The organism is Streptomyces sp. NPDC091272, assembly GCF_044757485.1.
Taxonomy (GTDB): domain Bacteria; phylum Actinomycetota; class Actinomycetes; order Streptomycetales; family Streptomycetaceae; genus Streptomyces.
In genome coordinates this window covers 308,385-334,589 of the sequence record NZ_JBIVVC010000004.1, presented here as the reverse complement: position 1 = coordinate 334,589, position 26,205 = coordinate 308,385, and the positions used below count along the sequence as shown (strand labels likewise).

Below are 26,205 nucleotides of genomic sequence, written 5' to 3'. Positions count from 1 at the left end.
ACTCGTCGCAGCACCCTGTGTCGCCATTCGCCAGCGCGATCCGGCCAGTTGGTGGCAGGCTGCTGAACAGTAGATACGCGCAGCACGCAGCCGGAGGTGCAGTTCCCGTGGCGTCCCCCAACATCAATCCCACCGTCAGGCGACGTCGACTGGGCCAGGAGCTGCGTCGGCTCCGCGAGACCAAGGGCCTCACCGCCGAGGGCGTGGCCGAGAAGCTGCTGGTCTCGCAGTCCAAGATCAGCCGGCTGGAGAACGGCCGCCGCAGCATCAGTCCGCGCGACGTCCGTGACCTCTGCGGGGTGTACGAGGTGGAGGACCCCCGGGTCGTCGAGTCGCTGATGCAGATGGCCAAGGACTCGCGCCAGCAGGGCTGGTGGCACGCCTTCGGTGACATCCCGTACAGCGTCTACATCGGCCTGGAGACCGACGCCGAGAGCCTGCGCGTGTACGAACCCCAGGTCGTGCCGGGCCTGTTGCAGACCCCGCAGTACGCGGAAGCGGTCATCTCCGGCGCGCTGCCCGAGAGCACCCCCGAGGAGTGGGCCAAGCGCGTCGGCGTGCGGCTGCGCCGGCAGGAGCGCGTCACCACCGCCGCGGCCCCGCTGCGGCTGTGGGCGGTCGTCGACGAGGCGGCGCTGCGACGGATGGTCGGTGACCGGCACCTGATGCTGGCACAGCTGGAGTACCTGCAGGAGCTGGCCCGGCTGCCGCACGTGACGGTGCAGGTGCTGCCGTTCAAGGCGGGCGCACACACGGGCCTGAGCGGGCACTACGCGATCCTGGAGTTCCCGGAGACCACCGACTCCAGCGTGGTCTACATCGAGGGCGTGACGAGCGACCTCTACCTGGAGAAGACGGCCGACGTCCAGAAGTACACGGTGATGTACGAACATCTGCGGGCCAAGGCGCTGAGCGCGGAGGACTCCCAGGAGTACATCGACGAGATCGCGAAGGGTTACGCAGCCTCGTGACCTGGTGACGCCAGGCCGCCCGGCACGGCTCCCGGGGCCCGGCGGCGACCGGATCGCCCTGGAGATCCCTCTGGAGTCGCGTACCGTACACCGTCGCGCCACAGCAGTGGAAGACCCATCGGTATATGCCATCCGGTCGAGTGAACGGCCGCCCTGGGCAGGTGAGTTCCGGCGTAGCGTCGATCACGCCAAGCAAGACCGTTGGCAGTCACAGTGAACGACGGAACGACTGGTGGAGGCGACACGAACATGGCAATTCTCAAGGGCGCGACGGCCGAGTGGACGAAGTCCTCGTACTCCGGTGGCAACGGAGCTTGCGTGGAGGTGAAGTCCCCCGCGGTCCAAGCCATCGACGTACGGGACTCGAAGGCTCCCGAGGGGCCTTCTCTGTCCTTCGCCCCCGGCGCGTGGACGTCGTTCGTCTCCGAGGTCGGCCAGGGAACCCTCGGCCGCTGACAGGCGCGAGCAACACGCACCGAGCGACACGCACTGAGCAACACGCACTGAGCCCTCTCGTCCGGCCCGCCGTCCTGGCCGAGGGGGCTCCTCGCATTTCCGGCTCCCGGCCCCCGGCCCTCGGCCACCGGTCCTCGACCGCCGGCTCCCGCGCTCCCGGCTCCCGCCAACGGCGGTCCAGGCTGCCGCCCCCTCAGCGCAGCTCGTCGACGTAACGGTCGGTGCCCACCACCGTCGGCACGAACGGCGCCACCAGCTCCACCCGTCCCAGTCCCGCCTCCGCGACCGCGTCGCCGAGCCCGCCGAAGCGTTCCTGCCACCTCTCGCGCGGGTCCTCCTCCAGGAACCACAGCAGCGTCAACCGGGTGTCCACCCCCTCGACCTGCTTGACGTACGTCATCCGGTCCCCGGGCAGCGGTGTCGGCCGGAAGACGGTGACCATGGCGGCGGAGGAGCCCGCAAGCTGCTTGGGCAGGTGCGAGGAGCGCAGCCACTCCAGCAACTCCGCGCGCTGCTCGGCGTCCCGGGCGTCGATCACCTCCAGGACGAGCCCCCGGTAGGGGTGGTCCAGGGCGTGGAAGTCGCGGGGGCCCGCCGCTCCGTCCCGGTAGACGGTCGCCTCGTGGTCCTGGAAGGCGGTGAAGACGTGGGTACGGGCCTGGTGCACACGACCGTCCCTGTTGAGGCGCTTGTTGATGGCCACCGTCCACTTCATGTGCTCGTCGTAGCGGCCCTCGGTGATCCAGTACGTGCTGAGGTAGCAGCCCGCGGTGACCGGGTCGGCGACGGCCGAGGTGGCCGGGTGGCGCAGGAGCTGGAGGTCCCGGGTGGCCACCCAGCGGCGACCGGCGTACATCCAGGGCATCGCCATCGCGCCGGCCATGAAGTGGTCGTCCTCGTACCAGCGGTTGTACGCGTACTCCTGGCCGGGGTGGGGCTCGACCATGGTGATCAGCGCGTGGCCGGGGCGCACCCCGTAGGGGCCGACCGCCGCCAGCTCCGCGTACGTACCGCTCCGGGTGTCCTCGCTCATCCCTGCCCCTTCCAAGTGGCTTGCGACAGACCTACTCTGACGGCCCGTCAGGAAATCGGCCAGAGCCAGGGGGAAACCAGGTGCGCAGCGATCTCATCGAGGGCAGGACCGTCGTGGTGTCCGGTGTCGGCGCGGGACTCGGCCATCAGGTCGCCGCCGCCGTGATCCGCGACGGCGGCAACGCGGTGCTGGGCGCCCGCACCGAGGCCAATCTCGCCAAGTGCGCCGCCGAGATCGACCCGGAGGGTTCCCGGACGGCCTGGCTGCCCACGGACATCACCGACGAACGCAGCTGCGCCGCCCTCGCCGCACACGCGGTGAAACGCTTCGGCCGGATCGACGCCGTCGTCCATGTGGCCGCGTACGACACCTACTTCGGCGGTCTGGAGTCCGCCGACTTCGCCGCGTGGCAGCAGGTCCTGGACGTCAATCTGCTCGGCACCCTGCGGATGACCCGGGCCTGCCTGCCGGCCCTGAAGGAGCGCGGCGGCTCGGTCGTGATCATCGGAACCCAGTCGGCGGTGGCCGCACCGACGGAGGTCGAGCAGGCGGCGTACGCGGCGTCCAAGGGCGCGCTGACCTCGGCCTCGTACGCCCTGGCCCGGGAGCTCGGCCCGCACCGGATCAGGGTCAACACGGTGCTGCCGGGGTGGATGTGGGGCCCACCCGTGCAGGGGTACGTGGCGTATGCGGCGCAGACGGAGAACGTGCCGGAGGCGGAGGTACGGGGGCGCCTGACCGCCCGCATGGCGCTGCCCGAGCTGGCGACGGACGGGGACGTGGCGGACGCGGTCCTCTTCTTCACCTCGGACCGGTCACGGGCCATCACCGGCCAGCAGCTGCTGGTGAACGCGGGTGAGCTGATGCGGTGAGGGGCCGGATGGGGGCCGGGGCTTTCGCGCGCCGTCCGTGCGGCAGGGGCGCGGCGGACCGCGCAGCCGGCATCGAGGCACCCGCACGCCGTACGGCCGCCCCCTCACCCCCGTGGGTAGCGTGCCAGCCAGCCCGGGGCGCTGGAGGTCGGGCCGTGCAGGGCCGGGCCCTGGGTCATCTCCATCGCGAAGTCGTCGGCGAGCGCGAGGACGGTGGGCCGGCCCTCCAGCTCGGCGAGCCAGCCCGGCGGCAGCGCCGTCTCGCCGTGCATCGCCCCGAGCAGCGCCCCGCACAGCGCGCCGGTGACGGCGGAGGACCCGCTGTGGTTGACGGCCAGCCGCAGCCCGTGCCGGACGTCCTCGCCGACCAGCGCGCAGTACACGGCGACCGCGAGGGCCCCCTCGGGCGTCCGTGCGTCCCCCAGCGCCTCGACCCGCTCCGGGGCGGGCATGCCCTGCCGTACGCCGCCGAGCGCGGCCTGCAGCGCGTCGGTGACGCCTTGGTGGCCGGGGCGGGCCGCGAGCTGCGCGAGGGCGCGCTGCACGGCGCCGTCCAGACCCTCCCCCCTGGTCAGGCCGTGCACGACGACGGCCAGCGCCCCCGAGGCCAGACAGGAGGCGGGGTGTCCGTGGGTCTGGGCCGCGCACTCGACGGCGAGCTGGAAGACGAGCTGGGGCTCCCAGCCGACCAGCAGGCCGAACGGTGCGGACCTGGCGAGGGCCCCCGGGTCGGTGGCCTCCGGGTTCCTGGGCTGCGCGAGGGTGCCCATGCCGGGGTCGCGGAGCGCGGTGAGGCAGGCACGGCCGGGAGAGCGCCTGGCGTACAGCCATTCCTCGCGGGCCAGCCAGCCGTTGTCGGCGCGGCGCTCGTCGGGGCCCCAGTCGTACTGGGTGGCGACCCAGCGCAGATAGGCGCGGTGCACGTCGGTCGGCGGGTGCCAGGCGCCGGTGTCCCGGCGGACCTGGGCGCGGATCAGGCCGTCGACGGTGAACAGGGTGAGCTGGGTGGTGGCGGTGACCGTCCCGCGCGCCCAGGCCCGCGCGGCGTCCGGCGCCGCACCCGGCGCCGCGCCCGGTACCGGCAGCAGGTCGATGACCCCGGCCGGGCCGTGGGCCTCCCGTATCGCCGCGAGCGGGAGGGTGTCGACGGCTGCTCCGAGGGTGTCGCCGAGCGCGCCGCCCAGCAGTGCGCCGCGCACCCTGCTGCGGAAGTCCTGCTGCTCGGCGCGGCCCCAGACACCGGTCGCGGCGGCGGTGGCGGCTGTACTGCTCATGGCGGGACACAGTAGTAGATCGGGTTGTGGCCTTTCAGGTTCAGAAAAGCCACAACCCGGTCAGTTCTGTGCAGTTGGGTTGAGTAAATCGGAGTGCCTCACTCCGATTCTCCGGCCGATTCAGTCAGTGACCCGAATCTGTTTCAGTCCGTGACCCGAATCCGGTTCAGTCCGTGATCGGAATCTGCCCGTTCGCGGCCGTGCCCTGGTCGGGGACCTGGGTGGTGGACTTGGCCCCCTTCTGTGCGATGCCCTTGAGCAGGGCGGTCAGGTCGACGCCCGTGGTGGAGCTGAGGAGTTCCATGCCCTGGGCGACGTTGTCCGTGACGGTGCGCGAGAGCTGCGAGGCGCCGTCCGTGGAGATCACCGTCATCTTGTCGATGGCGCTGAGCGGCTCGGCGGCCTTGGCGACGACCTGCGGCAGTGCCTCGACCAGCATCTGGATGACGGCCGCGTCACCGTACAGCGCGAACGCGTCGGCCTTCTTCCGCATGGCCTCGGCCTCCGCCGCCCCCTTCGCGGCGATCGCGGCGGCCTCCGACTCGCCCTCGACCCGGACGGCCGCGGCGAGCGCGGCACGGCGCAGCCTCTCGCCCTCACCGGTGAGCCTGGAGCGCTCGGCGTCCGCCTCGGCCTCCTTGACCTGGCTGATCCTGCGCGCCTCGGCCTCCTGCTCGGCCTGGTAGCGGGCGGCGTCCGCGGGCTTGCGGACCTTGGTGTCCAGCTCGCGGTCGGTCAGCGCGGCCTGCCGCTGGGCGACCTTCTCCTGCTCGGAGAGGACCTCCTGCTGGCGTGCCGCCTCGGCCAGCGGCCCCGCCGCGTTCGCCTTGGCGGCGGCGCCCTCGGTCTCCACCCGGATCTCCGCCTGCTTGAGGTAGAACGTCCGCTCCGCGACGGCGATCTCCTCGGCGGCCTTCAGCCTGGCCTGCTCGGAGGCCCGCTTGGCGATCGCCTCGGCGATGTCCGCCTCCTGGCGGGCACGGGCCGCCTCGGGCCTGCCCAGGTCCTCCAGGTAGGAGCCCTCGGTGGTGATGTCGTGGATCTGGAAGGCGTCCAGCACCAGGCCCTGCCCGGACAGGCTGGCCTCGGCCTCCTCCGCGACCTGGCCCGCGAACGCGGCCCGGTCCCTGATGATGTCCTCGACCGACATCCGGCCGACGATGGCGCGCAGCGCGCCGGACAGCACCTCCTGCGTGAAGCTCACGATGGAGCCCTGCTGCTGGAGGAAGCGCTGGGCCGCGGCCCTGATCGCGTCCTCGTTGCCGCCGACCTTGACGATCGCGACGCCTTCGAGGTTGGCCTTCACCCCGCGCAGGGTGACCGCGCCGCGCACGGCGATGGGGATCTGCCTGCTGGACAGGTCGAGGGTGGACTTCTGCTGGACGAAGGGGACGACGAAGACGCCGCCGCCGACCACGACCTTCTGTCCGCTGTTGTCGGTGCTGATCCGGCCGGTGACCGGGTCGGTGGACTTCTTGCCGCGCCTGCCGGTGATGATGAACGCCTCGCTCGGCCCGGCCACCTTGTAGCGCGAGACGACGACGAGGGCGAGCAGGACGAGGAGTACGACGACTCCGACGACGGCGATGACGACTGGACTCATGGGCGTTCCCCCGAGAAGTGGGTGGTGCGTTACGTGACGGTCAGCGGGCGGCTGTCAGCGTTCGACAGGGCGGACGGCGACGGACGTCGAGGAGAGACTGGCCTCGACCCACACGTCCGCCCCCCGGGCCAGTGGTGTCGCGCTCTTCGCCGCGTACTTCACCGGCTGGCCGCCGAGACGGAGCAGCACCTCGCCGTACCCCTCGGCCGGTATCGCCGTGACCACCGACCCCGCGCTCCCGATCAGGTCCTCGCCGCGCGGTGTCGCGTCGGTCTGGTCCCTCATCAGCACACGGGTGAACCGCATGGTCAGCCAGCCGGCCACGAGCCCGGCGACGATGCCCACCCCCGTGGCGGCACCGGCACCGAACCCGGTCGTGCCCAGCGTGATCGCCCCGGCGAAACCGAGCATCGCCGTGAATCCGGCGACGGCCGGCAGCGAGAGCAATCCGTCGAACAGCCCCTCCAGGGCGGAGAATCCGCCGAAGACGGCCTCCAGCAGCCCGTCGAAGATCAGCGCGAGGAGCAGCACCACCAGTCCCGCGATGCCGAGACCGAGAAACAAGGTCATGTCTGCCCCTTCCCCCAGGAACGCCGATCCGCCGACTTCACTGACCTGTCCGAACCCTCGCACACGGCACTGACATTCGACATTGCCCGATCCCGGCAATCTTTACGCGCTCTTGATGCCGTACCGGCGACGGCCGCCCCGGTACGCCGAAGGGCGCCGCCGCAACAGCGACGACGCCCTTGGTGGCCCGGTGGTTCCGGCTCAGTCCCCCAACACCGGGAGCAGTTGCGGAAGATGTCCGTCCGAGGCGCGGGCGGCGGCCACGCGCTCCTCGGGCACCTCTCCGTACAGCGTGGTGCGCGGTCGTGAGGGGCGCCCTGCGGCGTCCGCGATGGCGATCAGGTCCTGGACGGAGCGGTACGAGCCGTAACTCGAACCCGCCATCCGCGAGATGGTCTCCTCCATCAGCGTGCCGCCGAGGTCGTTGGCCCCCGAGCGCAGCATCTCCGCCGCGCCCTCGGCGCCCAGCTTCACCCAGCTGGTCTGGATGTTGGTGATGTGCGGGTGCAGGAGCAGCCGCGCCATGGCGGTGACGGCGCGGTTGTCCCGGACGGTCGGCCCGGGGCGGGCGATACCGGCCAGGTAGACGGGCGCGTTGGTGTGGATGAACGGCAGTGTCACGAACTCCGTGAAGCCGCCCGTCTCCTGCTGGATGCGGGCGAGGGTGCGCAGGTGGCCCAGCCAGTGCCGGGGCTGGTCCACATGCCCGTACATCATGGTGGAGGACGACCGCAGTCCCACCTCGTGGGCGGTCCTGATGACGTCGATCCACTCGGCGGTCGGCAGCTTCCCCTTCGTCAGGATCCAGCGCACCTCGTCGTCGAGGATCTCCGCCGCCGTGCCGGGGATGGACCCGAGACCGGCCTCCTTCGCCGCGGTCAGCCATTCGCGGAACGAAAGTCCGGTCCTGGTGGCCCCGTTGACGACCTCCATCGGTGAGAAGGCGTGCACGTGCATGTCCGGCACGCGCTCCTTCACCGCCCGTGCGATGTCGAAGTAGGCGGTCCCCGGCAGGTCCGGGTGGATGCCGCCCTGCATGCAGACCTCGACGGCGCCCACGTCCCACGCCTGCGCGGCGCGGTCGGCGACCTGGTCGAGGGAGAGGGTGTACGCGTCGGCGTCGGTGCGGCGCTGGGCGAAGGCGCAGAAGCGGCAGCCGGTGTAGCAGACGTTGGTGAAGTTGATGTTCCGGGTGACGATGTACGTGACGTCGTCGCCGACCACGTCCCGGCGCAGGGTGTCGGCGATCCGGCACAGCTCGTCGAGGGCGGGCCCGTCCGCGTGCAGCAGTGTCAGCGCCTGGGCGTCCGTCAGGCCGGTCGGGTCGTCGGCGGCCTGGGACAGCGCCGCCTTCACCTCGCCGTCGATGCGGCTGATGTCGCCGGCGATCTGCGAGGGCACCATGCCGGGCGCCGCGGCCTCACGCAGCGCCTCCCAGTCTCCGTACACGGCGTCGAAGTCGTCGCGCCGGTCGCCGGTGCGGCCCTCGGTGTCGATGGTGTGGTGCAGGTCGGTGCGGCCGGTCGCGGTGAACGCCTCGTCGGGCTCCTGCCAGGGCAGGCCGGTCGGCATGACGTCCGCCTTGGCGAGTCCGGTCTCCGGGTCGGCGAGCGCCCGCACGTGCGGCACCAGCCGGGGGTCGAGCCAGGGCTCGCCCCGCTGGATGAACTCCGGGTAGATGGTGAGGCGTTCGCGCAGCGTGAAGCCCGAATCCGCGGTCCTCGCGGCGAGTTCGTCGATGTGCGGCCAGGGGCGCTCGGGGTTGACGTGGTCGGGGGTGAGCGGCGAGACACCGCCCCAGTCGTCGATGCCGGCCCCGATCAGCAGTGCGTACTCCTCGTCGACGAGGTTCGGCGGCGCCTGGATGCGGGCGCCCGGCCCGAGGATGTGCCGGGCGACGGCGATGGTTGCCGCCAGCTCCTCCAGCTCCGCGTCCGGCATCCTGCCCATGGCCGTGTCCGGCTTGGCGCGGAAGTTCTGCACGATGACTTCCTGGATGCCGTGGTACGCGCGCGCCGTCCTGCGCAGCGCGAACAGCGAGTCCGCCCGCTCCTCGAAGTCCTCGCCGATCCCGATCAGGATGCCGGTGGTGAAGGGGACGTTGGACCGTCCCGCGTCCTCCAGCGCCCGCAGCCGCACCGCCGGCTCCTTGTCGGGCGACCCGTGGTGCGGCCCGCCCGGCTCGCTCCACAGCCGGGTGGCCGTGGTCTCGAGCATCATCCCCATCGAGGGCGCGACGGGCTTGAGCCGCTGGAGCTCCGTCCAGGTCATCACGCCCGGGTTGAGGTGCGGCAGCAGCCCGGTCTCCTCAAGCACCCGGATCGCCATGGCCCGTACGTACGCGAGGGTGTCGTCGTACCCCTCAGCCTCCAGCCACTCGCGCGCCTCGGGCCAGCGCTCCTCGGGCCGGTCGCCGAGCGTGAACAGGGCTTCCTTGCAGCCCGCCGCCGCACCGGCGCGGGCGATCTCCAGCACCTCGTCCGGCGACAGGTACATCCCGTGCCCCGCCCTGCGCAGCTTGCCGGGGACGGTGACGAAGGTGCAGTAGTGGCACTTGTCCCGGCACAGCCGGGTCAGCGGGATGAAGACCTTCTTCGAGTACGTGATGACGCCCGGCCGTCCGGCCGCCTCAAGTCCCGCGTCCCGCACCCGGGCGGCGGAGGCGGAGAGGTCGGTGAGGTCCGCGCCGCGTGCCTGGAGGAGGACGGCGGCCTCGGTGACGTCGAGGGCGACGCCGTCCCTGGCACGTTTGAGGGCACGCCGCATCGCGCTCTCGGTGGGGGGAGGAGTCGTGGGACCTTGGCTGGTGGGCTGCGCTGCGGAGCTGGTCATCTTTTGAGGATACGTTCGGCGCCCGGGCCCGGTTCTCGCACCGCACGCGTGACCCCCGGCACACCTTCCCGCCTCAGAGGTACGGGGCGAAGCCGTCCAGGGTGGCGAGCACCTCGGCCTCGGCCGCCGGCGGCAGTTGCAGCACCACCTCCTCGATCCCCAGCTCCTCGTAGTGCGCCAGCTTGCCGGCGCTCGGCAGCACCGCGTACGGCACCACCTGGAGCCCCGACGGATCGCGGCCCGCCGCCTCCCACACCTCGCGCAGGGCCGGGATCGACTCGCCGAGCCCGTGCCCGCCGATCGGCATCCAGCCGTCGGCGTAGGCCGCGATGTCCGCGAAGAGCCTTGGTCCCGCCGCCCCGCCGACCAGGATGCGCGGTGCTCCCCCGGCCGGCTTCGGGTGCGCCTCACTCGCCCGTACCGACTCGAACTCACCCTCGTACGCGGTGGGTTCATCGGCCCACAGGGCCCGCATCAGGGCCACCCGGTCCCGTCCGAGCTCCCGCCGGGTGCGCCACCGCACGCCGTGGTCGGCGGCCTCCTCCTGTTCCAGCCGAATCCGAGCCCCAGCGTGAACCGCCCGCCCGACAGGTGGTCCAGGGTCGCGATCTGCTTCGCCAGGCCGATCGGGTCGTGCTGCGTGATCAGTGTGATCCCGGTGCCGAGCCCCAGCCGCCGGGTCACCGCGGCCGCCTGCCCCAGCGCGACGAACGGATCGAGCGTCCTGGTGTACTCGCGCGGCAGGTCTCCGCCCGCCGGGTACGGAGTCTCGCGTCCGACCGGGATGTGCGTGTGCTCGGGCAGGTAGAGACCGGCGAAGCCGCGCTGCTCCAACTCGCTCGCGAGCCGTACGGGGGTGATCGTCTCGTCGGTCAGGAAAATCGTCGCCGCGATCCGCATGCAAACTCCTCCGTCAGGAACCTGGTAGCCGCCACACGCTAAGGCGTACGGTGCCGAAAGCCGAGAGTCCGAGCGGATCCGGCCCTCACGGGGAAGGGCGCATCGCCATGCGCATGAGCACCAGGACCACCACCACGTTCCTCCTCGCGGGCACCCTGTTCCTGGGCGCCCCTGCCGTGTCGCTGTCCGCCGCATCGGCCGCGCCCACGGCGCGCACCACGGCGACGGCGGCGCACGGCCGGAGCCTGCCGGGCGCCGCGCCCGCCGCCCGTACCGGGGCGGAGAGCCGGACGCCCGCGACCGTGCACGCGGCCGAGTCGAAGCCCAAGCCCAAGAAGAAGCGGAAGAAGTCGAAGGGCCTCGCGAGCGGCCTGGTCATCGGCCTGGTGCTCGGTGTGGTCGTCCTGGTCGTCCTGGTGGTCGTCGTCCTCCTGCTGGTGCGCCGCAACCGCCGCAGCACCTGAGCCCCGGCAGCAGGGGCCGGACGTTCCTCAGTCGGCGACCACCAGCGCGGGCGTGTCCTTCGTCAGTACCTCGCCCCGGAAGAACGCCGGGCTGCGCCGCTGCATCACCAGCATGATCACGAAGCCGACCAGCAGCAGTCCGACGCCGATCACGAACACCGAGCCCACACCGAAGACGGACGAGCCGCTTCCGTACGCCGGGTCCCACATGTCGTACAGCGTCTTCGCGAAGACGGCCGCGAGCAGCGCGCCGCCCAGCACCGGGAAGACGCCCTTGAAGAAGGCGTCGCGCACCGACCGCGTCAGCTCGTGCCGGAAGTACCAGGTGCAGGCGAACGAGGTGAGCGCGTAGTAGAAGCAGATCATGAGGCCGAGCGCGTAGATCGTGTCGACCAGGACGTGCTCGCTGACCAGGGTCATCACCGTGTAGAAGACGCCGGTGGCCACGCCCGCGTGGACGGTCGCGCGCCCCGGGCTCTTGAAGCGGGGGTGCACCCGGGAGTACGCGGCGGGCAGCGCCTCGTACGAGGACATCGCAAGCACGGTGCGCGCCACCGGGATGAACGTGGTCTGCAGGCTCGCCGTCGCGGAGGCCAGCACGGCGACGAAGAGCAGGATGCCGAGTACGGGGCCCATGACGGGGCCCGCGAGGGCGGCGAAGACGTTGTCCGAGGTCTCGGGGTTGCCGAGCCCGAGGCCCTTGTCCCCCGACCCGACGGCCATCTGCGCGGCGACCGCGGTGGCCAGGTAGGAGCCGACCAGGACGACCATCGCGATGAGCGCGGCCCGGCCGGGCGTCTTCTCAGCTCCGGTGGTCTCCTCGTTGGCGGTCAGGCAGGCGTCCCAGCCCCAGTACATGAAGATCGACAGGGACAGCCCCGCGGTGAAGGCGGCGAAGGAGCCCACCGAGAAGGGGTTGAACCAGGACCAGGAGAAGTCGAGGCCGCCCGCGAACTCGGGCAGGCCGCTGTCCGCCTTGCTGAACGCCATCACGACGAACAGCGCGAGCACGGCGAGCTGGAGTCCCACCAGGGCGTACTGCACGCCCTTGGTGGCGGTCATGCCGCGGTAGCTGACCAGGGTGGCGAGGGCGATCAGGGCGAGGCAGGTGAGGATGTGCACCGGTTTGCTGTCGTCGAGCCCGGCGATCGCCTCGCTGCCGGTGACCTCGCCCGCGAGGAGCCAGAAGTACGAGGTGGCGACCCCCGCGAGGTTCGACAGGACGATGATCGTGGCCACCACCAGACCCCAGCCGCACATCCAGCCGACCCGCGGCCCGAAGGCCTTCACGGTCCAGGTGAAGGAGGTGCCGCAGTCCGGCATGACCTTGTTGAGCTCGCGGTACGCGAAGGCCACCAGCAGCATCGGCAGGAACCCGGCGAGGAAGATCGCGGGCATCTGGAGGCCGACCTCGCCGGCCGTGGAGCCGAGGGTGGAGGTAAGGCAGTAGACGGGGGCGACGGTGGAGATGCCGATGACGGCACTGCCGAAGAGGCCCACCGAGTTGCCGCCGAGGCCCTTGCTGCGTACACCGTCACCGGGCTGGTGCGGGGCGGCATCCTCGGGGACGCCCCTTACCGGGTCTCCGGCCTGCGGCTTTGCTTCCACCTGAGTCATGAACAGGACGTTAAGTCCTGCGGTTTCCACATCCGGAGGGTTGAAGTCCGCTCAGAGTTCCTTGACTTGAGAGGGACAAAAACCTCAAGGATCAAGGAACCCAAGGAGAAAGGCAGATGGCACCCACCCAAACTACGAGTCAATCCACTCCTCCCCCCTATGCGAAAACCGCAGGTCCGTCCACTTTGTACCGATTCCAAATTTTCCCGTCGTCCCTCTTCCGGGGCTCCGCGCGGTGACGCGTGCCTCACCCGGGCCACACCACCGCCTGGAGTTCGCTGTACGCGTGCAGTGCGTAAGAGCCCACGTCACGGCCCACTCCGCTCTGCTTGAAGCCGCCGAAGGGCGCCTCCATGTTGCGGCCCACGGTGTTGATGCCGACCCCGCCGGCCCGCAGCTGCCGCGCCACCCGGAAGGCACGGGCGACGTCGCCCGACCAGACGTAGTCGATCAGCCCGTAGTCGCTGTCGTTGGCCAGTGCGACGCCCTCCTCCTCGTCGTCGAAGGGGACGACCACGACGACCGGCCCGAAGATCTCCTCGCGGACGATCCGCATGTCGTTCGTGCAGTCGGCGAAGAGCGTGGGCGCGACGTAGAAGCCCCGCTCCATGGCCGGTCGCCCGCCGCCCGCCACCAGCCTGGCCCCCTCCTTCCTCCCCAGCTCGACGTACGACTCGACGCGGTCGCGGTGCGCGGCGGAGATGAGCGGGCCGACCACGGTGGCGGGGTCGGCCGGGTCCCCGACCTTGAGGTACCCGATGTACCCGGCGAGCCTCTCCAGGAGCGGTTCGTACACCGCCCGCTGGACGACGACCCGGGTCGGCGCCGTACAGATCTGCCCGCTGTAGAAGGAGAACGTCGTCCCGATCCCGCGCACCGCCGAGTCCAGGTCCGCGTCGTCGAGCACGAGGGCCGCGCCCTTCCCGCCCAGCTCCATCAGCTGCCGCTTCATGCCGCGCCCGCAGACTTCCGCGATGCGCTGCCCGACCCCGGTACTGCCGGTGAAGCTGACCATGTCGACCGAGGGCGAGTCCACGGCCGCCTCCCCCACCCCGACCGCCGTCCCGCTGACGACGTTGACGACCCCGGGCGGAATCCCCGCCTCCACCAGCGCCTCCGCCATCCGGAAGACGGACAGCGGGTCCTGCGGCGCGGGCTTGACGAGCACGGTGTTCCCCATCGCCAGCGCGGGTGCGATCTTGCCCGCCGGGTTGGCCCAGGGATTGTTGTACGAGGTGATGCAGGTGACCACGCCGACCGGCTGACGGACTGCGAGCGCGCCGAAGACGCCTGCCCTGCCCATCGGCCCCGCCGGGCTGACCTGCGGCCCGATCGCCGTCTCCGTCGGTTCCAGCGCGCCCTTCGCGTACCGGCGGAAGCGCGCCTCCCCGACCGCCACCTGCATCCCGAGCGCGGTGGCGGTGGTGGCCCCGGTCTCGGCCCGGGCGAGTGCGGCGTACGGGACGGACTCGCGCCGGATGATGTCGGCCGCGCGGTCCAGGAGGGCGGCCCGCACCTCCGGCTTCGTACGGGACCACGGACCGAAGGCGTCGCGGGCGGCGTCGGCGGCGGCGCGCACCTGTCCGGCGGAGGCCTCGGGAGCGAGCCCCACCACCTCCTCGGTGGCGGGGTTGACCACCTCGTAGTGCCCGCCGTCGGGCTCCACCCACTCGCCACCGATCAACAGTCCCTGCTCGGCGCTCACTTGGTGGCCACCGTCCTGGTGTCACGGCCGGAACGCAGCACGGTCCCGGGGACCGCGCCCGTCACCCGGTCGTCCCGGATGGTCTCGACCCCGTTGACCCGTACGCTCACGATCCCCAGCGCCTTGGAGTCGAGCCGCGGGCTGTCCCCCGGCAGGTCGTGCACGAGGGTGGCGGGCGCGGCGTCGATCCGCTCGGGGTCGAAGAGGACGAGGTCCGCGTGGAACCCCTCCTCGACGCGCCCCCGCTCCCGCAGCCCGAACAGCTGGGCGGGATCGTCGGTGAGCATCTTCACCGCTTGCTCCAGAGCCACCAGCTTCCGCCCGCGCAGGCAGTCGCCGAGGAAGCGGGTGGTGTACGGCGCGCCGCACATGCGGTCCAGGTGGGCCCCGGCGTCGGAGCCGCCGAGCAGCACGTCCTCGTGTTCCCAGGTCTCGCGGCGCAGGGTCCACGAGGCGGGGTCGTTGTCGGTGGGCATCGGCCACAGGACGGTCCGCAGGTCGTCGTTGGCACAGATCTCGACGAGGCAGTGGAAGGGGTCCTGGCCGCGCTCGGCCGCGATGTCGTTGACGACCCGGCCGCTGACACCGGCCCGCTGGTTCTCGTCGCTGTAGGTGTCGCCGATGACGTACCGCCCGAAGTCGGCCAGCCGCCGGAAGACGCCCGCCTCCTTGGAGTCGGCCCGCCTCAGCATCTCCGCACGCACCTCGGGGTCGCGCAGCCTCGCGATGCGCTCCGGCACGGGCAGGGACAGGATCTCGCCCCAGCCCGGAATCAGGTTCAGCGCGCAGAAGGTCCCCAGTGACATGTTCATCGGGGTCAGGATGGGCATGGTGAGCGCGACGATCCGCCCGCCCGCCTTACGGGCCCGCTCGCTGGGTATCAGCTGCCGGGGCACGCGCTCGGGGACGGCGGCGTCGATGGTGAGGACGTTCCAGTTCAGCGGGCGGCCGGCCGCCGCGCTCATGTCCACGAACAGCTCGATCTCGTCGTCGTCGAACTGGTCGAGACACCCGGCGACGATCGCCTCGATCTGCGTGCCCTCGTGCTCACCGACGGCCTTGCTGAGCGCGAGCAGTTCGGCCGGCCTGGCGTGCCGCGAAGCGACCGGTTTGCCGTCCCCGTCCGAGTGGGTGGACGACTGCGTGGTCGAGAAACCCCACGCCCCCGCGTCCATCGCGTCGTGCAACAGCCGGACGATCTCGGTGAGTTCGGCGGCGGTGGGCTGCCGGTCGGTGACCGCGTCGGCGCCCATCACGTACCGCCGCAGCGCGCAATGTCCCACCATGAAACCCGCGTTGACGGCGATCCGCCCCTCCAGCGCGTCCAGGTACTCGGCGAAGGAGGACCACGACCACTCCACGCCCTCTTCGAGCGCGGCCAGCGCCATGCCCTCGACCTTGGACATCATCCGCCGCGTGTAGTCGGCGTCCTCGGGCCGGTCGGGGTGGAGCGGGGCCAGGGTGAACCCGCAGTTCCCGCCGGCGACGGTGGTCACCCCATGGTTCAGCGAAGGGGTGGCGTAGGGGTCCCAGAACAGCTGGGCGTCGTAGTGCGTGTGCGGGTCGACGAACCCGGGCGCGAGGACGAGCCCACTGGCGTCCTCCTCCGTACGGGCCCGCTCCTGAAGGGTGCCGGGCACGGCGACGACGGCGATACGCCCATCCCGGATCCCGACATCGGCAACCCGCGAGGGCCCACCGGTCCCGTCCACGAGGGTCGCGTTGCGGATGAGGTGGTCGAGCATGGGATTCCTTTCGAGAGCGGTATCTCGGAGGTGTCCGGACGCGTGCGGTCAGTCCGGACACCTTGGGCGAGCTCGGACGCGTGTGGTCCGTCCGGACACCTTGGGCGAGCTCGGACGCGTGTGGCCCGTGCGGCGTTCGGGCACGCGCGGCGCAAGCGTGTGCCGGGCGCGGCCCGGGGCCCCCGCCCCGGAAGGCAGACGGGGAAAGACCCGACCCCGACCCCTAACCCGCCGCCTGCTGCCGCTGCCGCGTCGTCCGGTGGACCGGATCCGTGTCGATCCGAGGAATCACGTGCTCCCCGATCAGCCTGATCGAATTGAGCGTGTCCTCCTTCGGCACCCCGATCGGCAGCCCGAACGTGAGCTGGTCCGCCCCCGCCTGCTCCCACCTCTTGCACTGGGTCAGCACCTCGTCCGGGTCCCCGCAGATCATCAGCTCCTCAGCGATCAGAAGCTCGACGATCTCCCTGTTGTACTCGGGCAGCAGCTCCGGCCACTCCGGAATGCCCTCCGGCCTCGGGAACGTGTCGTGGTACCGGAACAGCAGCGACTGCAGGTAGTTCAGCCCGCCGTTCACCGCGACCTCCACCGCCTTGTCGTGCGTCTCCGCACAGATGGCGGTGGACGTCACCATGACGTTGTCGTTCACGAAGGCGCCCACCGGCACGGCGTCCTTCACCGCGTTCTTGTACGACTCGACGACCCACTCCATGTCCGACACCTTCTGGACGCTGAAGCCCAGCACCCCCAGCCCCATCCGGCCCGCCATCGCGTACGAGGACGGCGACCCGGCCGCGTACCACATGGCGGGGTGCCCCTTCCCGTACGGCTTGGGCAGCACCTTGCGCGGCGGCAGCGACCAGTGCTTGCCCTGGAAGCCCTGGTACTCGTCCTGGAGCCACATCTTGGGGAACTCGGCGATCGTCTCCTCCCAGATCTCCTTGGTGTGGTTCATGTCGGTGATGCCCGGCATGAACCCGAGGATCTCGTGGGACCCCGCGCCGCGCCCGCTGCCGAACTCGAACCGCCCGCCGCTGAGGTGGTCCAGCATGGCCACCTTCTCCGCCACCTTGACGGGGTGGTTGACCGGCGCCAGCGGGTTGAAGATTCCCGACCCGAGGTGGATGCGCTCCGTCGCGTGCGCAAGGTACCCGAGGAACACGTCGTTCGCCGACAGGTGGGAGTACTCGTCGAGGAAGTGGTGCTCGCTCGCCCAGGCGTACTTGAACCCGGACCTGTCCGCCTGGATGACGTACTCGGTCTCCTCGATCAGAGCGTGGTGCTCTGCCTCGGGGTCGACCTTCTGGCGCGCGGCAGGCACGTAACCCTGCACGAAGAGACCGAACTCCACGGAAGTCCACCGTCCTTGATGTTTGCTGACGCCCCGTCAGATATGGATGTGACCGACTGTTCCACCGCACCTCTGGACCGTCAATACTGACGACCCATCAGATGCGCTCCGTGCCCGCCGTACACCCGGCTCAGAAGGCCGAGACCCCCGCCAGCCACCCACCGTCCACGACGAACGGCTGGCCCGTGATGTACGAGGAGTCGTCGGAGGTCAGGAACAGCGCGAGCGCCGCGACCTCTGCCGGCTTCCCGATCCGCCCCAGTGGGACGAGCTTCTTGTACAGCGCGGCAATGCCGGCCGCCGCCGCCTCGGGATCCGCCGGCGGGCCGAGGGGCGCCGGGTTGGACATCGCGGTGTCGATCGCCCCGGGGCACACGGCGTTCACCCGTATGCCCTTGGCCGCGAGCTCCATCGCCGCGACCCGGGTCAGACCCAGGATGGCGTGCTTGGTGGCCGCGTAGGCACCCACGTAGGCCATGCCGGTCAGGGCCGTGTACGAGGCGGTGTTGACGATGGTCCCGCCGCCGGCCGCCTCGATCTCGGGGGCGACGGTACGGATGCCGAGGAAGGCACCGACCTGGTTGACCTGGACGATCTGCTGGAACTCCGCGAGCGGGGTGTTCACCAGCTCGTTGAACCGCAGGATCCCCGCGTTGTTGACCAGTCCGTCGATCTTTCCGAAGGCCTCCTTGGCCACGGCGACGGCGCGCGTCCAGTCGTCCTCCTGACTCACGTCAAGACGTACGTATCTGGCCGATTCCTCCCCCAGCTCCTTCGCCAACGCCTCGCCCTGGTCGTCCAGTACGTCCGCCAGCACCACCCGCGCCCCTTCGGCAGCGAAGAGACGCGCCTCCTGCTCGCCCTGCCCGCGCGCGGCCCCGGTGACCACGACCACGCGCCCGTCCAGCTTGCCCATACCGACCACACCCCTACTGCTTGAGCCGAGTCCGACTGATGGCGCAGGACAGCCACCGCTGCTTGACGGAGCGGGGACAGCCGGCGCTATTTCTGGAGCAGGGGGGCGACCTCGGTCGCGAACGCCGCCATCTGGTCGGTGAGTTCACTCCTGCTCCGACTGCGGAACCGGACCTGGATCTGGTCGACACCCATCGCCCGGTACGCCCGCAGGGACTCGGCGATCGCGTCAGGGCCGCCGCGCAGGGTGCGCCGCCCGACGTCCCAGCCGGCCGGGCCGACGTACAACGGCTCGGTGATGGCGCCGATCTCGACGGGTTCCTCGTTGCCGGCCTGCGCCCGCAGCCGCCGCAACTTCTCTATCTGCACGGCGAGTTTGTCGCGGGGGTCACCCTGCGGCAGCCATCCGTCTCCCCGTACGGCAGCCCTGCGTACGGCCGCGGGCGACGAGCCGCCCACCCAGACCGGCACCCGCTCCCGTGCGGGTCGCGGCCTCTGCCCGAGCCCGCTGAACGAGAACCGCTCCCCCGAGAACTCCGGGAACTCCTCGGGCCCGAGCGCGGCCCGCAGGGCGTCGATCGTCTCGTCGAGAACGGCGCCGCGTCCGGCGAAGTCGGCGCCCACCGCCGTGAATTCCTCCTCGACGTGGCCCGCGCCGACCCCGAGGATCAACCGCCCGCCACTCAAATGGTCCAGCGTCGCGTACTGCTTCGCGCTCACCAGCGGGTGCCGGAGGCCGACCACCGCCACATGGCTGAGCAACTGCACGCGCTCGGTCACGGCGGCCAGAAAGGCCAGCGTCGCGACCGGGTCGTACCAGACCGTACTCATGGCGTCGGCCAGCCGCCGGGGTATCGCCACGTGATCACAGGTGGCGATGTACGCGAAGCCGCTCCGGTCGGCCACCCGCGCGATCTCCGCGAGATCCTCGGGTCCGGCGCCGGCCTCCCACCCTTCCGCGTAGATGACGCTCTGCGACTGCACGGGCAACTGCATCCCGTACGACAGCCGTCCCTCGGGCAGGACGCGTACCATGAGAAGACCCCCAGAACTGACGGACCGTCATGCACTCATCGACCGGCCCATCGTCATAGCTGACGCCTCGTCAGACAAGGGGTTCCGCAGGGCGGATTTCCGCACCGGGACGCAAGGCCGCTCAGCGCCGGTACGCCCGGGAGGGATCGGCCGTCGGCGCCTTGTCCGCCCAGCTCCTGTCCCGCCTGCGCACCGGGTTGCCCGCCGGGTCGATGACGGGCACCCGGTCCGGCTCCCGCCCCCGTCCTCGTGTCACCCCCGCCTTCTCGGCCGCCGCGTACAGCGACCGCAGCGCGATCAGCATGACTCCGATGTCGTCGAGCAGCAGCGGATCGGGCAGCAGGTCGACCGGGCTCAGGAGGTAGACGACAGCTCCCCAGAACAGGAACTTGTTCTCCACCGGAATACCGGCCTCGTTGAGCAGCTTGCGCGCCTTGACCATCTTGACCAGCAGCATCACGGCGACCACGACCATCGCCACGACCGCGAGTCCCGCCAGGACCAGCAGGACGACTGTCCCGTCACTCATACGCACTCCTCGCACCACCGCCCGTCGGGCGTCTCCTACCGTGTACCCGGATGAAGGCGGTCCGCGCGGTGACGGAGAGAGGTTCACTCACATCGCGGGGGCGCCGCACCTTCCAGTGCGTACGCGAGGCACGGAGATTCCGGTACGGCCCGCCGGAACGGCCCGCCGGGACGGACCATCGGAACGGCCCGCCGCAACGGACCACGGGAGCGGCCCGTCGGGGGGCCCGCCGGAACGCCCCGCCGGGACCGCCCGCCGGAACCGAACAGCGCCCCGGGGGCGTCCCTTGCGGGCATGGACCAGAAACCCGCGGGCCCGGCTGCCAGAGCGCACCCGAAGGCCGGCGGCGGCGGCACCGGGTGCCTGCTCGCCGCACTGGGAGCGGCAGCCGCACCAGTGGTGTGGGCGCCGAAGGCCGCGATCAACATCGAGGGCGGCTTCGAGGGCCACGCCCGCGACCTGAGCGTGCTCTACCTCGACCTGCCGCTCATCGTGCTCGGCGGCGCACTGATCCCGCTCGGCACGTGGGCGCTGACCCGCAGATGGACCGACCGGCCCTGGCTCACGGCCCTGGCCGCTCTGGCCGCGCTGGCCCTCGCGACCTGGGGCCTCGCGGAGTGGTGGACCCCCCGCACCGAGCCGAACCCCGGCTACGGCAACGGGGCCTGAGCACACGCGCTCACGACGCCCCCGGTGCGTACAACCCGGCCGGGCTCGTCGAGCCAGAGCCGGTCGGCGGCTCCGTCGCCGAGGGTGAGGCCGAACCGGGTGAGGTGCGGCTGCCCCGCGTGCCGCCACGCGCTGTACGCACCGACCAGCTCGCGCCACAGGTTCCGGGGCCCGTACGGGGTGACAGTGCTCGGACGCCACCACTCGCCGTGGCGGACGACAGCGACCGAGGTCCCCGCCTCGTCCCAGAGCTGCGTCTGCCTGCCCTCACCCTCCCCCCGCTGGGAGAACGCGACATCGGGCACGTACAGCCCCAGCGCGAACCGGTCGGCCCAGCCGCCTCCGAAGACCTCCTCCGGGTCGATCGGAGAGGCTTCCTTGGGCTGCGCGGGGCCGGGGTTCATCCGGTGCTTCGGCCGGTGGCTCCTGGCCCACATGTACGAGGCGGCCCCGACGAACCTGCCGCTCGCCACGTCGCCGCCGCGGACGTGCAGTTTCAGTAACCCGCCGCCGGCGAACAGCGTGCTGAAGGGCACCACGATGACGGCGCCATCCGCAGCCTGCTGCCGCCACCGCACCGGAATGTGCCGCACGGCTGCCGTGGCGATGATCCTGTCGTACGGCGCGCGGGGCGCCCAGCCGTCGAGGCCGTCCCCGCAGAGCACGGTGGGTGAGTAGCCGGCGGCCCGCAGATTCTCCGCACCCCACGCGGCGAGGGAGGGGTCGTACTCGACGGTGGTGAGGAGCGCGCTCCCCACCCGCTCGCACAGCAGCGCGGAGTCGTAGCCGGAGGCGGTCCCGATGTGCAGGATCCGGTCACCCGCCGCCACGTCGAGTCGGTTCAATTTCTCGAAGACGATGTCGAGGGCGGAGACAGAGGAGGAGAAGTCGCCGGTGGCGGGCCCGCTGTCGGGCGTGAGGTGGTCGTTCATCTGCGTGATGAGCGAACGGTGGGTGTTCCACACCTCGCGTCGCCAGGCGTCTTCGTCGAGGGCCCGATCGACCACGAGATGCGCACCGTGCTCGTCAGTGGCGTACCCCCAGAACCGTTCCGGGACGAACGCTTCCCGATCGACGCCGTCGAAGGCAGCACGGAGCCAGGGGGTCCTGAAGCCCCCCATGACGGCAAGCTCTGCCCGGCTGATCGTCCTGTGGTCCCTGATGGGCTTGTGATCCATGGCCTCCCCCACTCGCGTCCCTCGCATCCCTCCACCCTCTACTTCGGCCGCGAACCGTCCGGGCTCGGCGGGTCCGGCGGCGGGGTCCACGGCTTGTCGTCCGGTTCGCCCTTGTGCTTGGCCATCGCTCCCCCTGATTGCTCGCTGTCTGCCGCAGGCCGCGCCGGACACCACATCCGCACCCGTACGGTCTTGCCGTCCTGGCCGTTCGCGCCGACCCCGTCCCGTGGGAACCAGCTCAACTGCCCGACCTCTCGCACCAGATGGAGCCCCCGCCCGTACTCGTCCCACGCCCCGGGCGGCACATCGATCCCGCCACCCCGCAGAAACCCGGCAACCGGGTCGGAAACGTCCACGAGCAGCCCACCGTCCGCCAGCACGGCCAACCGCAACCACCCCACCCGACCGGGCACCCGGGCGTGCCGTACGGCGTTGGTGACCAGCTCGGAGACAACGAGCACGGCGGTGTCCACGTCACCGGCCCAGCCGAGGACGGTGAGGTGGGTACGGGCAAAGGACCGAGCGAGCGCGACGGCCCGGGGCGTGAGGGCGCACTCGGTGGACCAGGAGTGGGTGACGGGTGGGAGGAGGGAGGTCGGCACGGCAGGATCGGCACCGGCGTCGGGGGAGGCAGTCGGCATACGCGGCACCCTGGCGGCGACGCGTACCTCGCCTTCGAAGCGGAGGCTTCCTACGCCGGGGATTGTGGCATTCACGGCACCCTCATTCCGTTACGCTCTGTGGTCCGTCGTCTCTGCATTGACGACATTAGGGAGCAGTGGCCACCTCTTGAAGTGACTGTCGGTACCGGTTCTTTGACCCAGTCACCAGCTATGGGGAGCAATATGCCAGCCGGTTCTCGTCCTACCCTGACCAGTGGTAAGGGATCGCCCGCCCGGCGGCACGCCGGCGTTGTGTCCGGCTACGTGTTCCGCGTCATGCGTGAGCAGATCGGTTTTACACAAGCGTCTTTGGCCGATGCCATCGGTGTGTCGCCCGAGACTGTCGCCGGGTGGGAGACCGGGCGACGTCCGTTGACCTCGCTCCCGGTGGGTCAGACGCTGTCGCACAGGCACCGCTTACTCCAGCTGGGCGTCCCGCCTTCGCTTCTGGCCACCATGGAACGCGCCCTGGAAGCCGACGTACTACTGGTCGGCCTGCTGGAGGAGGGTGCGGACGCCGCAATTCCTGCGCTGGGAACCTGGGTCATGCAACGGAACCTCGTCGAAGTCCTCACCTGGCCGCTGAACGGCGTGCCACCGGCGTCGGTCCGTGCACTGCCCTCGCCGCCGCGGGCCCGCCGAGGTCCAGCTCCGGCCGCTCCCGAGCTCTCAGCGTCCGACCGGGAGCGCCTCTTCGCACGGATGCGCCTCACCGCCGAGCGGGCCCAGGGCGACGACCACTTCCTTCTCAGGCGGCAGGCGCTGTACTTGTCCGGTTTCGACCAGCAACACGACACAGCCGCATGGCTCGCGCACCAGCAGCGGGCCTTTCGGCCGGAAGGTTGGTTGTCGCGTTGGCTCAACTGCCGGTCGGCGGCCGCAGTTGCTGCCCGGCAGGGCGACCGGGACCGCATGCTCCACTTCATCGACCGCACCCTGTGCGGTGACGACGCGAGTGAGTCCGCCAACCTCAACTATTGGGCGTACTGGATCGGCGAGACACCACATGTCCAATTGTCCGACGCGTTCATCGCCGCTCCCCTGCCGGGCGGATTCCAGGGCCGCGCGCTGCTGCGCCACCTTGCCCGAGGCCTGACCACTCGACACGGCTTCTTCGAGCTCAACGTCCACACGTTGTGGTCGCTTCTCACGGCGAGGCCGAAACTGCTGCACCCTGCGGAGCTGGCGGGTATCGGCCTGCGGGACCGCCTCGTCGTGCTGTTGGATGACCTGGAGCTCTCGGCGCGGACCCGCCGGGAGCTCGAGAGCATCCAGTACGCAATCCGCCTCGCAGAGGCGTGAGAGGAGATCGACGGTGACCGACGACCTGACCGCCGTGGCGCACTTCTTGTTCGAAGCGGGCACTCTCAAGAATGCCCGGCGGACCGGTTGGTGGATGGCCGGGGTCCGTGATCCGGAAAGTGTGGCGGAGCACTCCTGGCGTACGTCGCTGATCGCGTCGGTCATTGCCAAGCTGGAAGGCGCAGATCCGGCCAGGGCCGCGTTCCTCGCCGTCTGGCACGATTCCCAGGAATCCCGCACCGGGGATGTGAACCACCTCGGCAAGAAATACGCCCCGAGTGCCGACGCTCGCGCGGTGACCGCCGACCAGACTGCCGGCATGCCCGAGTTGCTCGCGACCACCGTCCGCGAGCTGGTCGATGAGTACGAGGCGAAGTCGACCCCGGAGTCCATCTGTGCCCGCGACGCGGACAAGCTGGAGTGCCTGCTGCAAGGCATCGAGTACAAGGCGCAGGGTTACGAAAGCGCCCAACGGTGGATCGACAACAGCCGCAAGCGCCTGACCACCCCAACTGCTGTTCGGCTGGCCGACGAACTGCTCTCGCAGGGCACGCTGGACTGGCTGCACCGAGCCATGGGCGAGCGTCAGGCCTGATCGCACGAACCGGACCCGCCAGCAACTTCTCAAGTCCCGTAACAGAGCGTGCACTTCATACGGTACGGTGACCGCGTCATCACTCTCCGCGTGCGCTACGGCGCGTAGAGGCGGCCCCCGTCGGTGCTCCAACACCGGCCGAGGGCCTCACCACCAAAGCTTGCTATCGGAGCCTCAGCGATGTTTCTGCATGCTATCTCGCCCTCGCGCGCCTTCACCAAGGTGTCCAAGGCACTCATCAACGACACCCGGCTCGATCCGGCCGCCCGCCTCCTGCTCGCCCACCTGAGCGGACTGAAGCCCGCCGACGAGCTCCTCCCGCTCTCCGCGTACGCCGCCAAGCTGGGCATCAAGTGTGCCGCGTACAAGCGGATCAAGAAGGAACTCGTCCAGTACGGGTACGTCCACGACCACCGTCAACAGGGCCCCGGAGGGCGCTGGTTCACCGACCAGTGGGTCAGCAATGTCCCCCTCACGGAGGACCAGTTCACCGCGCTGCGCACCGACGGGCGGCAACCGACCGTCGGACAGCCGAGTGTGCGGCCCGTCGGCCGCTCTACCGGTACTTCCAAGACGGACAGCAAGACATCCCCCACCCACCCGCCCCAAGAACCGACAGCCGAAGCGGCGGCGGAAGCGGCGGTGAGCACCCCGCAGGGAACAGAGCCGGAGGACAGCCAATTCGCCGTCGCCGAGCGGATGTTGCGACAGCTCGGGCACACCCGCAAGGACCTCGCCCTCAGCTTCCGTAACGCCCGCTACCTCGCGTCGGCCGTCGCCGCACAGCTGCGGCGCGGCGTCCCGGTCTGGGAGGTCCAGCACGCGCTCACCCACGCCCTGCCGGATTCGCCGATCCGGAACTCGGCCGGTTTCGTCACCCACCGCCTCCGGGATAAGGTCGCCGACCCCCTGGGCCCCGCCCACGACGCGACGCTCGCGAAGCTGACAGCTGACCCTCTCCTCGACCGGGCCCGCCCCAGGCCCGCCGTCGAGTGCCAAGGCCCCGGGCGTCCGTACGCCCACGTGTTCCGCCCGATCGGCGACGAGACCCTGTGCGACGGGTGCCGCCGGGACTACCCGCAGATCGAGGAATGCCTGGTACGCGAGGACGGCGGAGAGTGGGCCCCGATCGGCACGGGCGCATCCCACAACCCACCCCCGTTCTGACCCGCCCACCCCCTCAGACTCACCCGCACGCGAAATCGCTCAAGCGCCCGACCCCTCACCCACACTGGTGGCATATGCCAGAAGCCCACCTCACTTGGCACATCCCGCCCTAACGTCGACCACATGGTCACCACCTCACACGAGGCCTCTCACCGGATCTTCCAGGAGAAGCCGGAACTACTGGCTCCGATCTTCCGCCTGCTGGGCGCGGACGTACCCGAGAAGGCGTCCGTCGAAGTCCTCACCCCTGAGGCCACCGAGATCCGGGTACTGGAACGCCGGGTGGACAGCGTCCTTCGCGTCACTCCCTGCGACGGCCCGCCGTTTCTCCTCGCCATCGAGGCCCAGGGCCGACGCGACCCCGACAAGGAACGCAGCTGGCGGTACTACCTGGGTTTCCTGGAGTCGAAGCACCGCATGCCCGCCCTGCTGCTGGTGGTCTGCCGAGACCGCGCCACAGCCGCATGGGCTGCGGGCCCGTTCGCCTGCGCCGCACAGGGCTGGACAGCCCTCACCGTCCGCCCCATGGCCCTGGGCCCGGACAACGTGCCCGTGATCACCGACCCGGAGGAGGCCGCCAGAGACCTGACCATGGCGACCTTCTCCGCCATGACACATGGCAACGAACCACAGGCCCCGGCCATACTGGAAGCACTCGCCCGCGCCCTCGGGGCGGTGGACCCCACGTCCCGCGACTACTACGCCGAACTACTGGAAATCGGCCTGGGAGACTCCCCGGCCCGCACCACCTGGAGGAACC

At 70.6% G+C, this 26,205-nt stretch carries 23 protein-coding genes and 1 pseudogene; 9 read left to right on the top strand and 15 right to left on the bottom strand.

Translation table 11 applies throughout. The features are described 5' to 3' along the window. Window positions 1–107: 107 nt before the first annotated feature. Window positions 108–971 (top strand): helix-turn-helix domain-containing protein, encoded by an 864-nt coding sequence (locus ACIQM4_RS14625; RefSeq protein WP_401590941.1) that lies wholly within the window; start codon window positions 108–110, stop codon window positions 969–971. Window positions 972–1,220: 249 nt separating this feature from the next. Continuing rightward, window positions 1,221–1,427, top strand: coding sequence for a DUF397 domain-containing protein (locus tag ACIQM4_RS14620; RefSeq protein ID WP_401590938.1), 207 nt, complete (start codon window positions 1,221–1,223; stop codon window positions 1,425–1,427). A gap of 193 nt (window positions 1,428–1,620) precedes the next feature. On the opposite strand, the gene ACIQM4_RS14615 is transcribed toward ACIQM4_RS14620, so the two are convergent. Then, window positions 1,621–2,460, bottom strand: coding sequence for a hypothetical protein (locus tag ACIQM4_RS14615; RefSeq protein WP_401590936.1), 840 nt, complete (start codon window positions 2,458–2,460; stop codon window positions 1,621–1,623). An 80-nt stretch (window positions 2,461–2,540) separates the two neighbouring features. Between ACIQM4_RS14615 and ACIQM4_RS14610 the strand changes: the two genes are divergently transcribed. Continuing rightward, entirely contained in the window at window positions 2,541–3,332 is a 792-nt protein-coding gene (locus ACIQM4_RS14610; protein WP_401590933.1) for an SDR family oxidoreductase, read from the top strand. A 104-nt stretch (window positions 3,333–3,436) separates the two neighbouring features. On the opposite strand, the gene ACIQM4_RS14605 is transcribed toward ACIQM4_RS14610, so the two are convergent. The 5 genes and pseudogenes from ACIQM4_RS14605 to ACIQM4_RS14585 all read right to left on the bottom strand — a co-directional run bounded on the left by ACIQM4_RS14605 (window position 3,437) and on the right by ACIQM4_RS14585 (window position 10,511). Next, window positions 3,437–4,606 (bottom strand): ADP-ribosylglycohydrolase family protein, encoded by a 1,170-nt coding sequence (locus ACIQM4_RS14605; protein ID WP_401590931.1) that lies wholly within the window; start codon window positions 4,604–4,606, stop codon window positions 3,437–3,439. Between the two features lie 166 nt (window positions 4,607–4,772). Next, window positions 4,773–6,209, bottom strand: coding sequence for a flotillin family protein (locus tag ACIQM4_RS14600; RefSeq protein WP_401590928.1), 1,437 nt, complete (start codon window positions 6,207–6,209; stop codon window positions 4,773–4,775). 54 nt (window positions 6,210–6,263) lie between these two features. Beyond that, entirely contained in the window at window positions 6,264–6,779 is a 516-nt protein-coding gene (locus tag ACIQM4_RS14595) for a hypothetical protein (RefSeq protein ID WP_401590925.1), read from the bottom strand. 201 nt (window positions 6,780–6,980) lie between these two features. Then, a complete protein-coding gene (locus tag ACIQM4_RS14590; protein WP_401590922.1) occupies window positions 6,981–9,611 on the bottom strand; it encodes a bifunctional FO biosynthesis protein CofGH in 2,631 nt (876 codons plus the stop codon). A gap of 73 nt (window positions 9,612–9,684) precedes the next feature. Then, window positions 9,685–10,511, bottom strand: a pseudogene (locus ACIQM4_RS14585) (LLM class F420-dependent oxidoreductase). Window positions 10,512–10,624: 113 nt separating this feature from the next. On the opposite strand from ACIQM4_RS14585, the gene ACIQM4_RS14580 reads away from it, so the two are divergent. Next, window positions 10,625–10,975: a hypothetical protein gene (locus tag ACIQM4_RS14580; RefSeq protein ID WP_401590919.1), complete on the top strand. Its 351-nt coding sequence runs from the start codon at window positions 10,625–10,627 to the stop codon at window positions 10,973–10,975. 27 nt (window positions 10,976–11,002) lie between these two features. Here the strand turns inward: ACIQM4_RS14580 and ACIQM4_RS14575 are convergent, their stop codons facing one another. The 7 genes from ACIQM4_RS14575 to ACIQM4_RS14545 all read right to left on the bottom strand — a co-directional run bounded on the left by ACIQM4_RS14575 (window position 11,003) and on the right by ACIQM4_RS14545 (window position 19,872). After that, window positions 11,003–12,592, bottom strand: coding sequence for an APC family permease (locus tag ACIQM4_RS14575; RefSeq protein ID WP_401590916.1), 1,590 nt, complete (start codon window positions 12,590–12,592; stop codon window positions 11,003–11,005). A 247-nt stretch (window positions 12,593–12,839) separates the two neighbouring features. Further along, complete coding sequence (locus ACIQM4_RS14570; RefSeq protein ID WP_401590913.1) at window positions 12,840–14,297, bottom strand: aldehyde dehydrogenase family protein; 1,458 nt, start codon at window positions 14,295–14,297, stop codon at window positions 12,840–12,842. After that, window positions 14,294–16,042, bottom strand: a complete 1,749-nt coding sequence (locus ACIQM4_RS14565; protein WP_401590911.1) for an amidohydrolase family protein — start codon at window positions 16,040–16,042, stop codon at window positions 14,294–14,296. Before ACIQM4_RS14565 ends, ACIQM4_RS14570 begins: the two co-directional genes overlap by 4 nt. A gap of 223 nt (window positions 16,043–16,265) precedes the next feature. Further along, the gene (locus ACIQM4_RS14560; protein ID WP_401590908.1) at window positions 16,266–17,393 is read right to left on the bottom strand and encodes an LLM class flavin-dependent oxidoreductase; all 1,128 of its coding nucleotides are present in this window, start codon (window positions 17,391–17,393) and stop codon (window positions 16,266–16,268) included. A 130-nt stretch (window positions 17,394–17,523) separates the two neighbouring features. Then, window positions 17,524–18,309: an SDR family NAD(P)-dependent oxidoreductase gene (locus ACIQM4_RS14555; RefSeq protein WP_401590905.1), complete on the bottom strand. Its 786-nt coding sequence runs from the start codon at window positions 18,307–18,309 to the stop codon at window positions 17,524–17,526. A gap of 86 nt (window positions 18,310–18,395) precedes the next feature. Beyond that, window positions 18,396–19,343, bottom strand: a complete 948-nt coding sequence (locus tag ACIQM4_RS14550) for an LLM class F420-dependent oxidoreductase (RefSeq protein ID WP_401590903.1) — start codon at window positions 19,341–19,343, stop codon at window positions 18,396–18,398. A 121-nt stretch (window positions 19,344–19,464) separates the two neighbouring features. Next, a complete protein-coding gene (locus ACIQM4_RS14545; RefSeq protein ID WP_401590900.1) occupies window positions 19,465–19,872 on the bottom strand; it encodes a DUF1232 domain-containing protein in 408 nt (135 codons plus the stop codon). A gap of 294 nt (window positions 19,873–20,166) precedes the next feature. Between ACIQM4_RS14545 and ACIQM4_RS14540 the strand changes: the two genes are divergently transcribed. Continuing rightward, the gene (locus ACIQM4_RS14540; protein WP_401590897.1) at window positions 20,167–20,541 is read left to right on the top strand and encodes a hypothetical protein; all 375 of its coding nucleotides are present in this window, start codon (window positions 20,167–20,169) and stop codon (window positions 20,539–20,541) included. Here ACIQM4_RS14540 and ACIQM4_RS14535 read toward each other — a convergent pair. Together ACIQM4_RS14535 and ACIQM4_RS14530 are read right to left on the bottom strand one after the other, a co-directional pair. Continuing rightward, the gene (locus tag ACIQM4_RS14535) at window positions 20,523–21,719 is read right to left on the bottom strand and encodes a protein-L-isoaspartate O-methyltransferase (protein WP_401590894.1); all 1,197 of its coding nucleotides are present in this window, start codon (window positions 21,717–21,719) and stop codon (window positions 20,523–20,525) included. The two genes, ACIQM4_RS14540 and ACIQM4_RS14535, sit on opposite strands and share 19 nt — an antisense overlap. A gap of 38 nt (window positions 21,720–21,757) precedes the next feature. Further along, entirely contained in the window at window positions 21,758–22,360 is a 603-nt protein-coding gene (locus tag ACIQM4_RS14530; RefSeq protein ID WP_401590891.1) for an ATP-binding protein, read from the bottom strand. 192 nt (window positions 22,361–22,552) lie between these two features. Here ACIQM4_RS14530 and ACIQM4_RS14525 point away from each other — a divergent pair, with 192 nt between their 5' ends. The 4 genes from ACIQM4_RS14525 to ACIQM4_RS14510 form a co-directional block, all read left to right on the top strand. Continuing rightward, window positions 22,553–23,683: a helix-turn-helix transcriptional regulator gene (locus ACIQM4_RS14525; RefSeq protein ID WP_401590888.1), complete on the top strand. Its 1,131-nt coding sequence runs from the start codon at window positions 22,553–22,555 to the stop codon at window positions 23,681–23,683. A gap of 13 nt (window positions 23,684–23,696) precedes the next feature. Beyond that, a complete protein-coding gene (locus ACIQM4_RS14520) occupies window positions 23,697–24,278 on the top strand; it encodes an HD family hydrolase (RefSeq protein WP_401590885.1) in 582 nt (193 codons plus the stop codon). Window positions 24,279–24,458: 180 nt separating this feature from the next. Further along, window positions 24,459–25,445, top strand: coding sequence for a hypothetical protein (locus ACIQM4_RS14515; RefSeq protein WP_401590883.1), 987 nt, complete (start codon window positions 24,459–24,461; stop codon window positions 25,443–25,445). 123 nt (window positions 25,446–25,568) lie between these two features. Continuing rightward, window positions 25,569–26,205: hypothetical protein (locus ACIQM4_RS14510; protein ID WP_401590880.1), on the top strand; the 637-nt coding region annotated here is incomplete at its 3' end.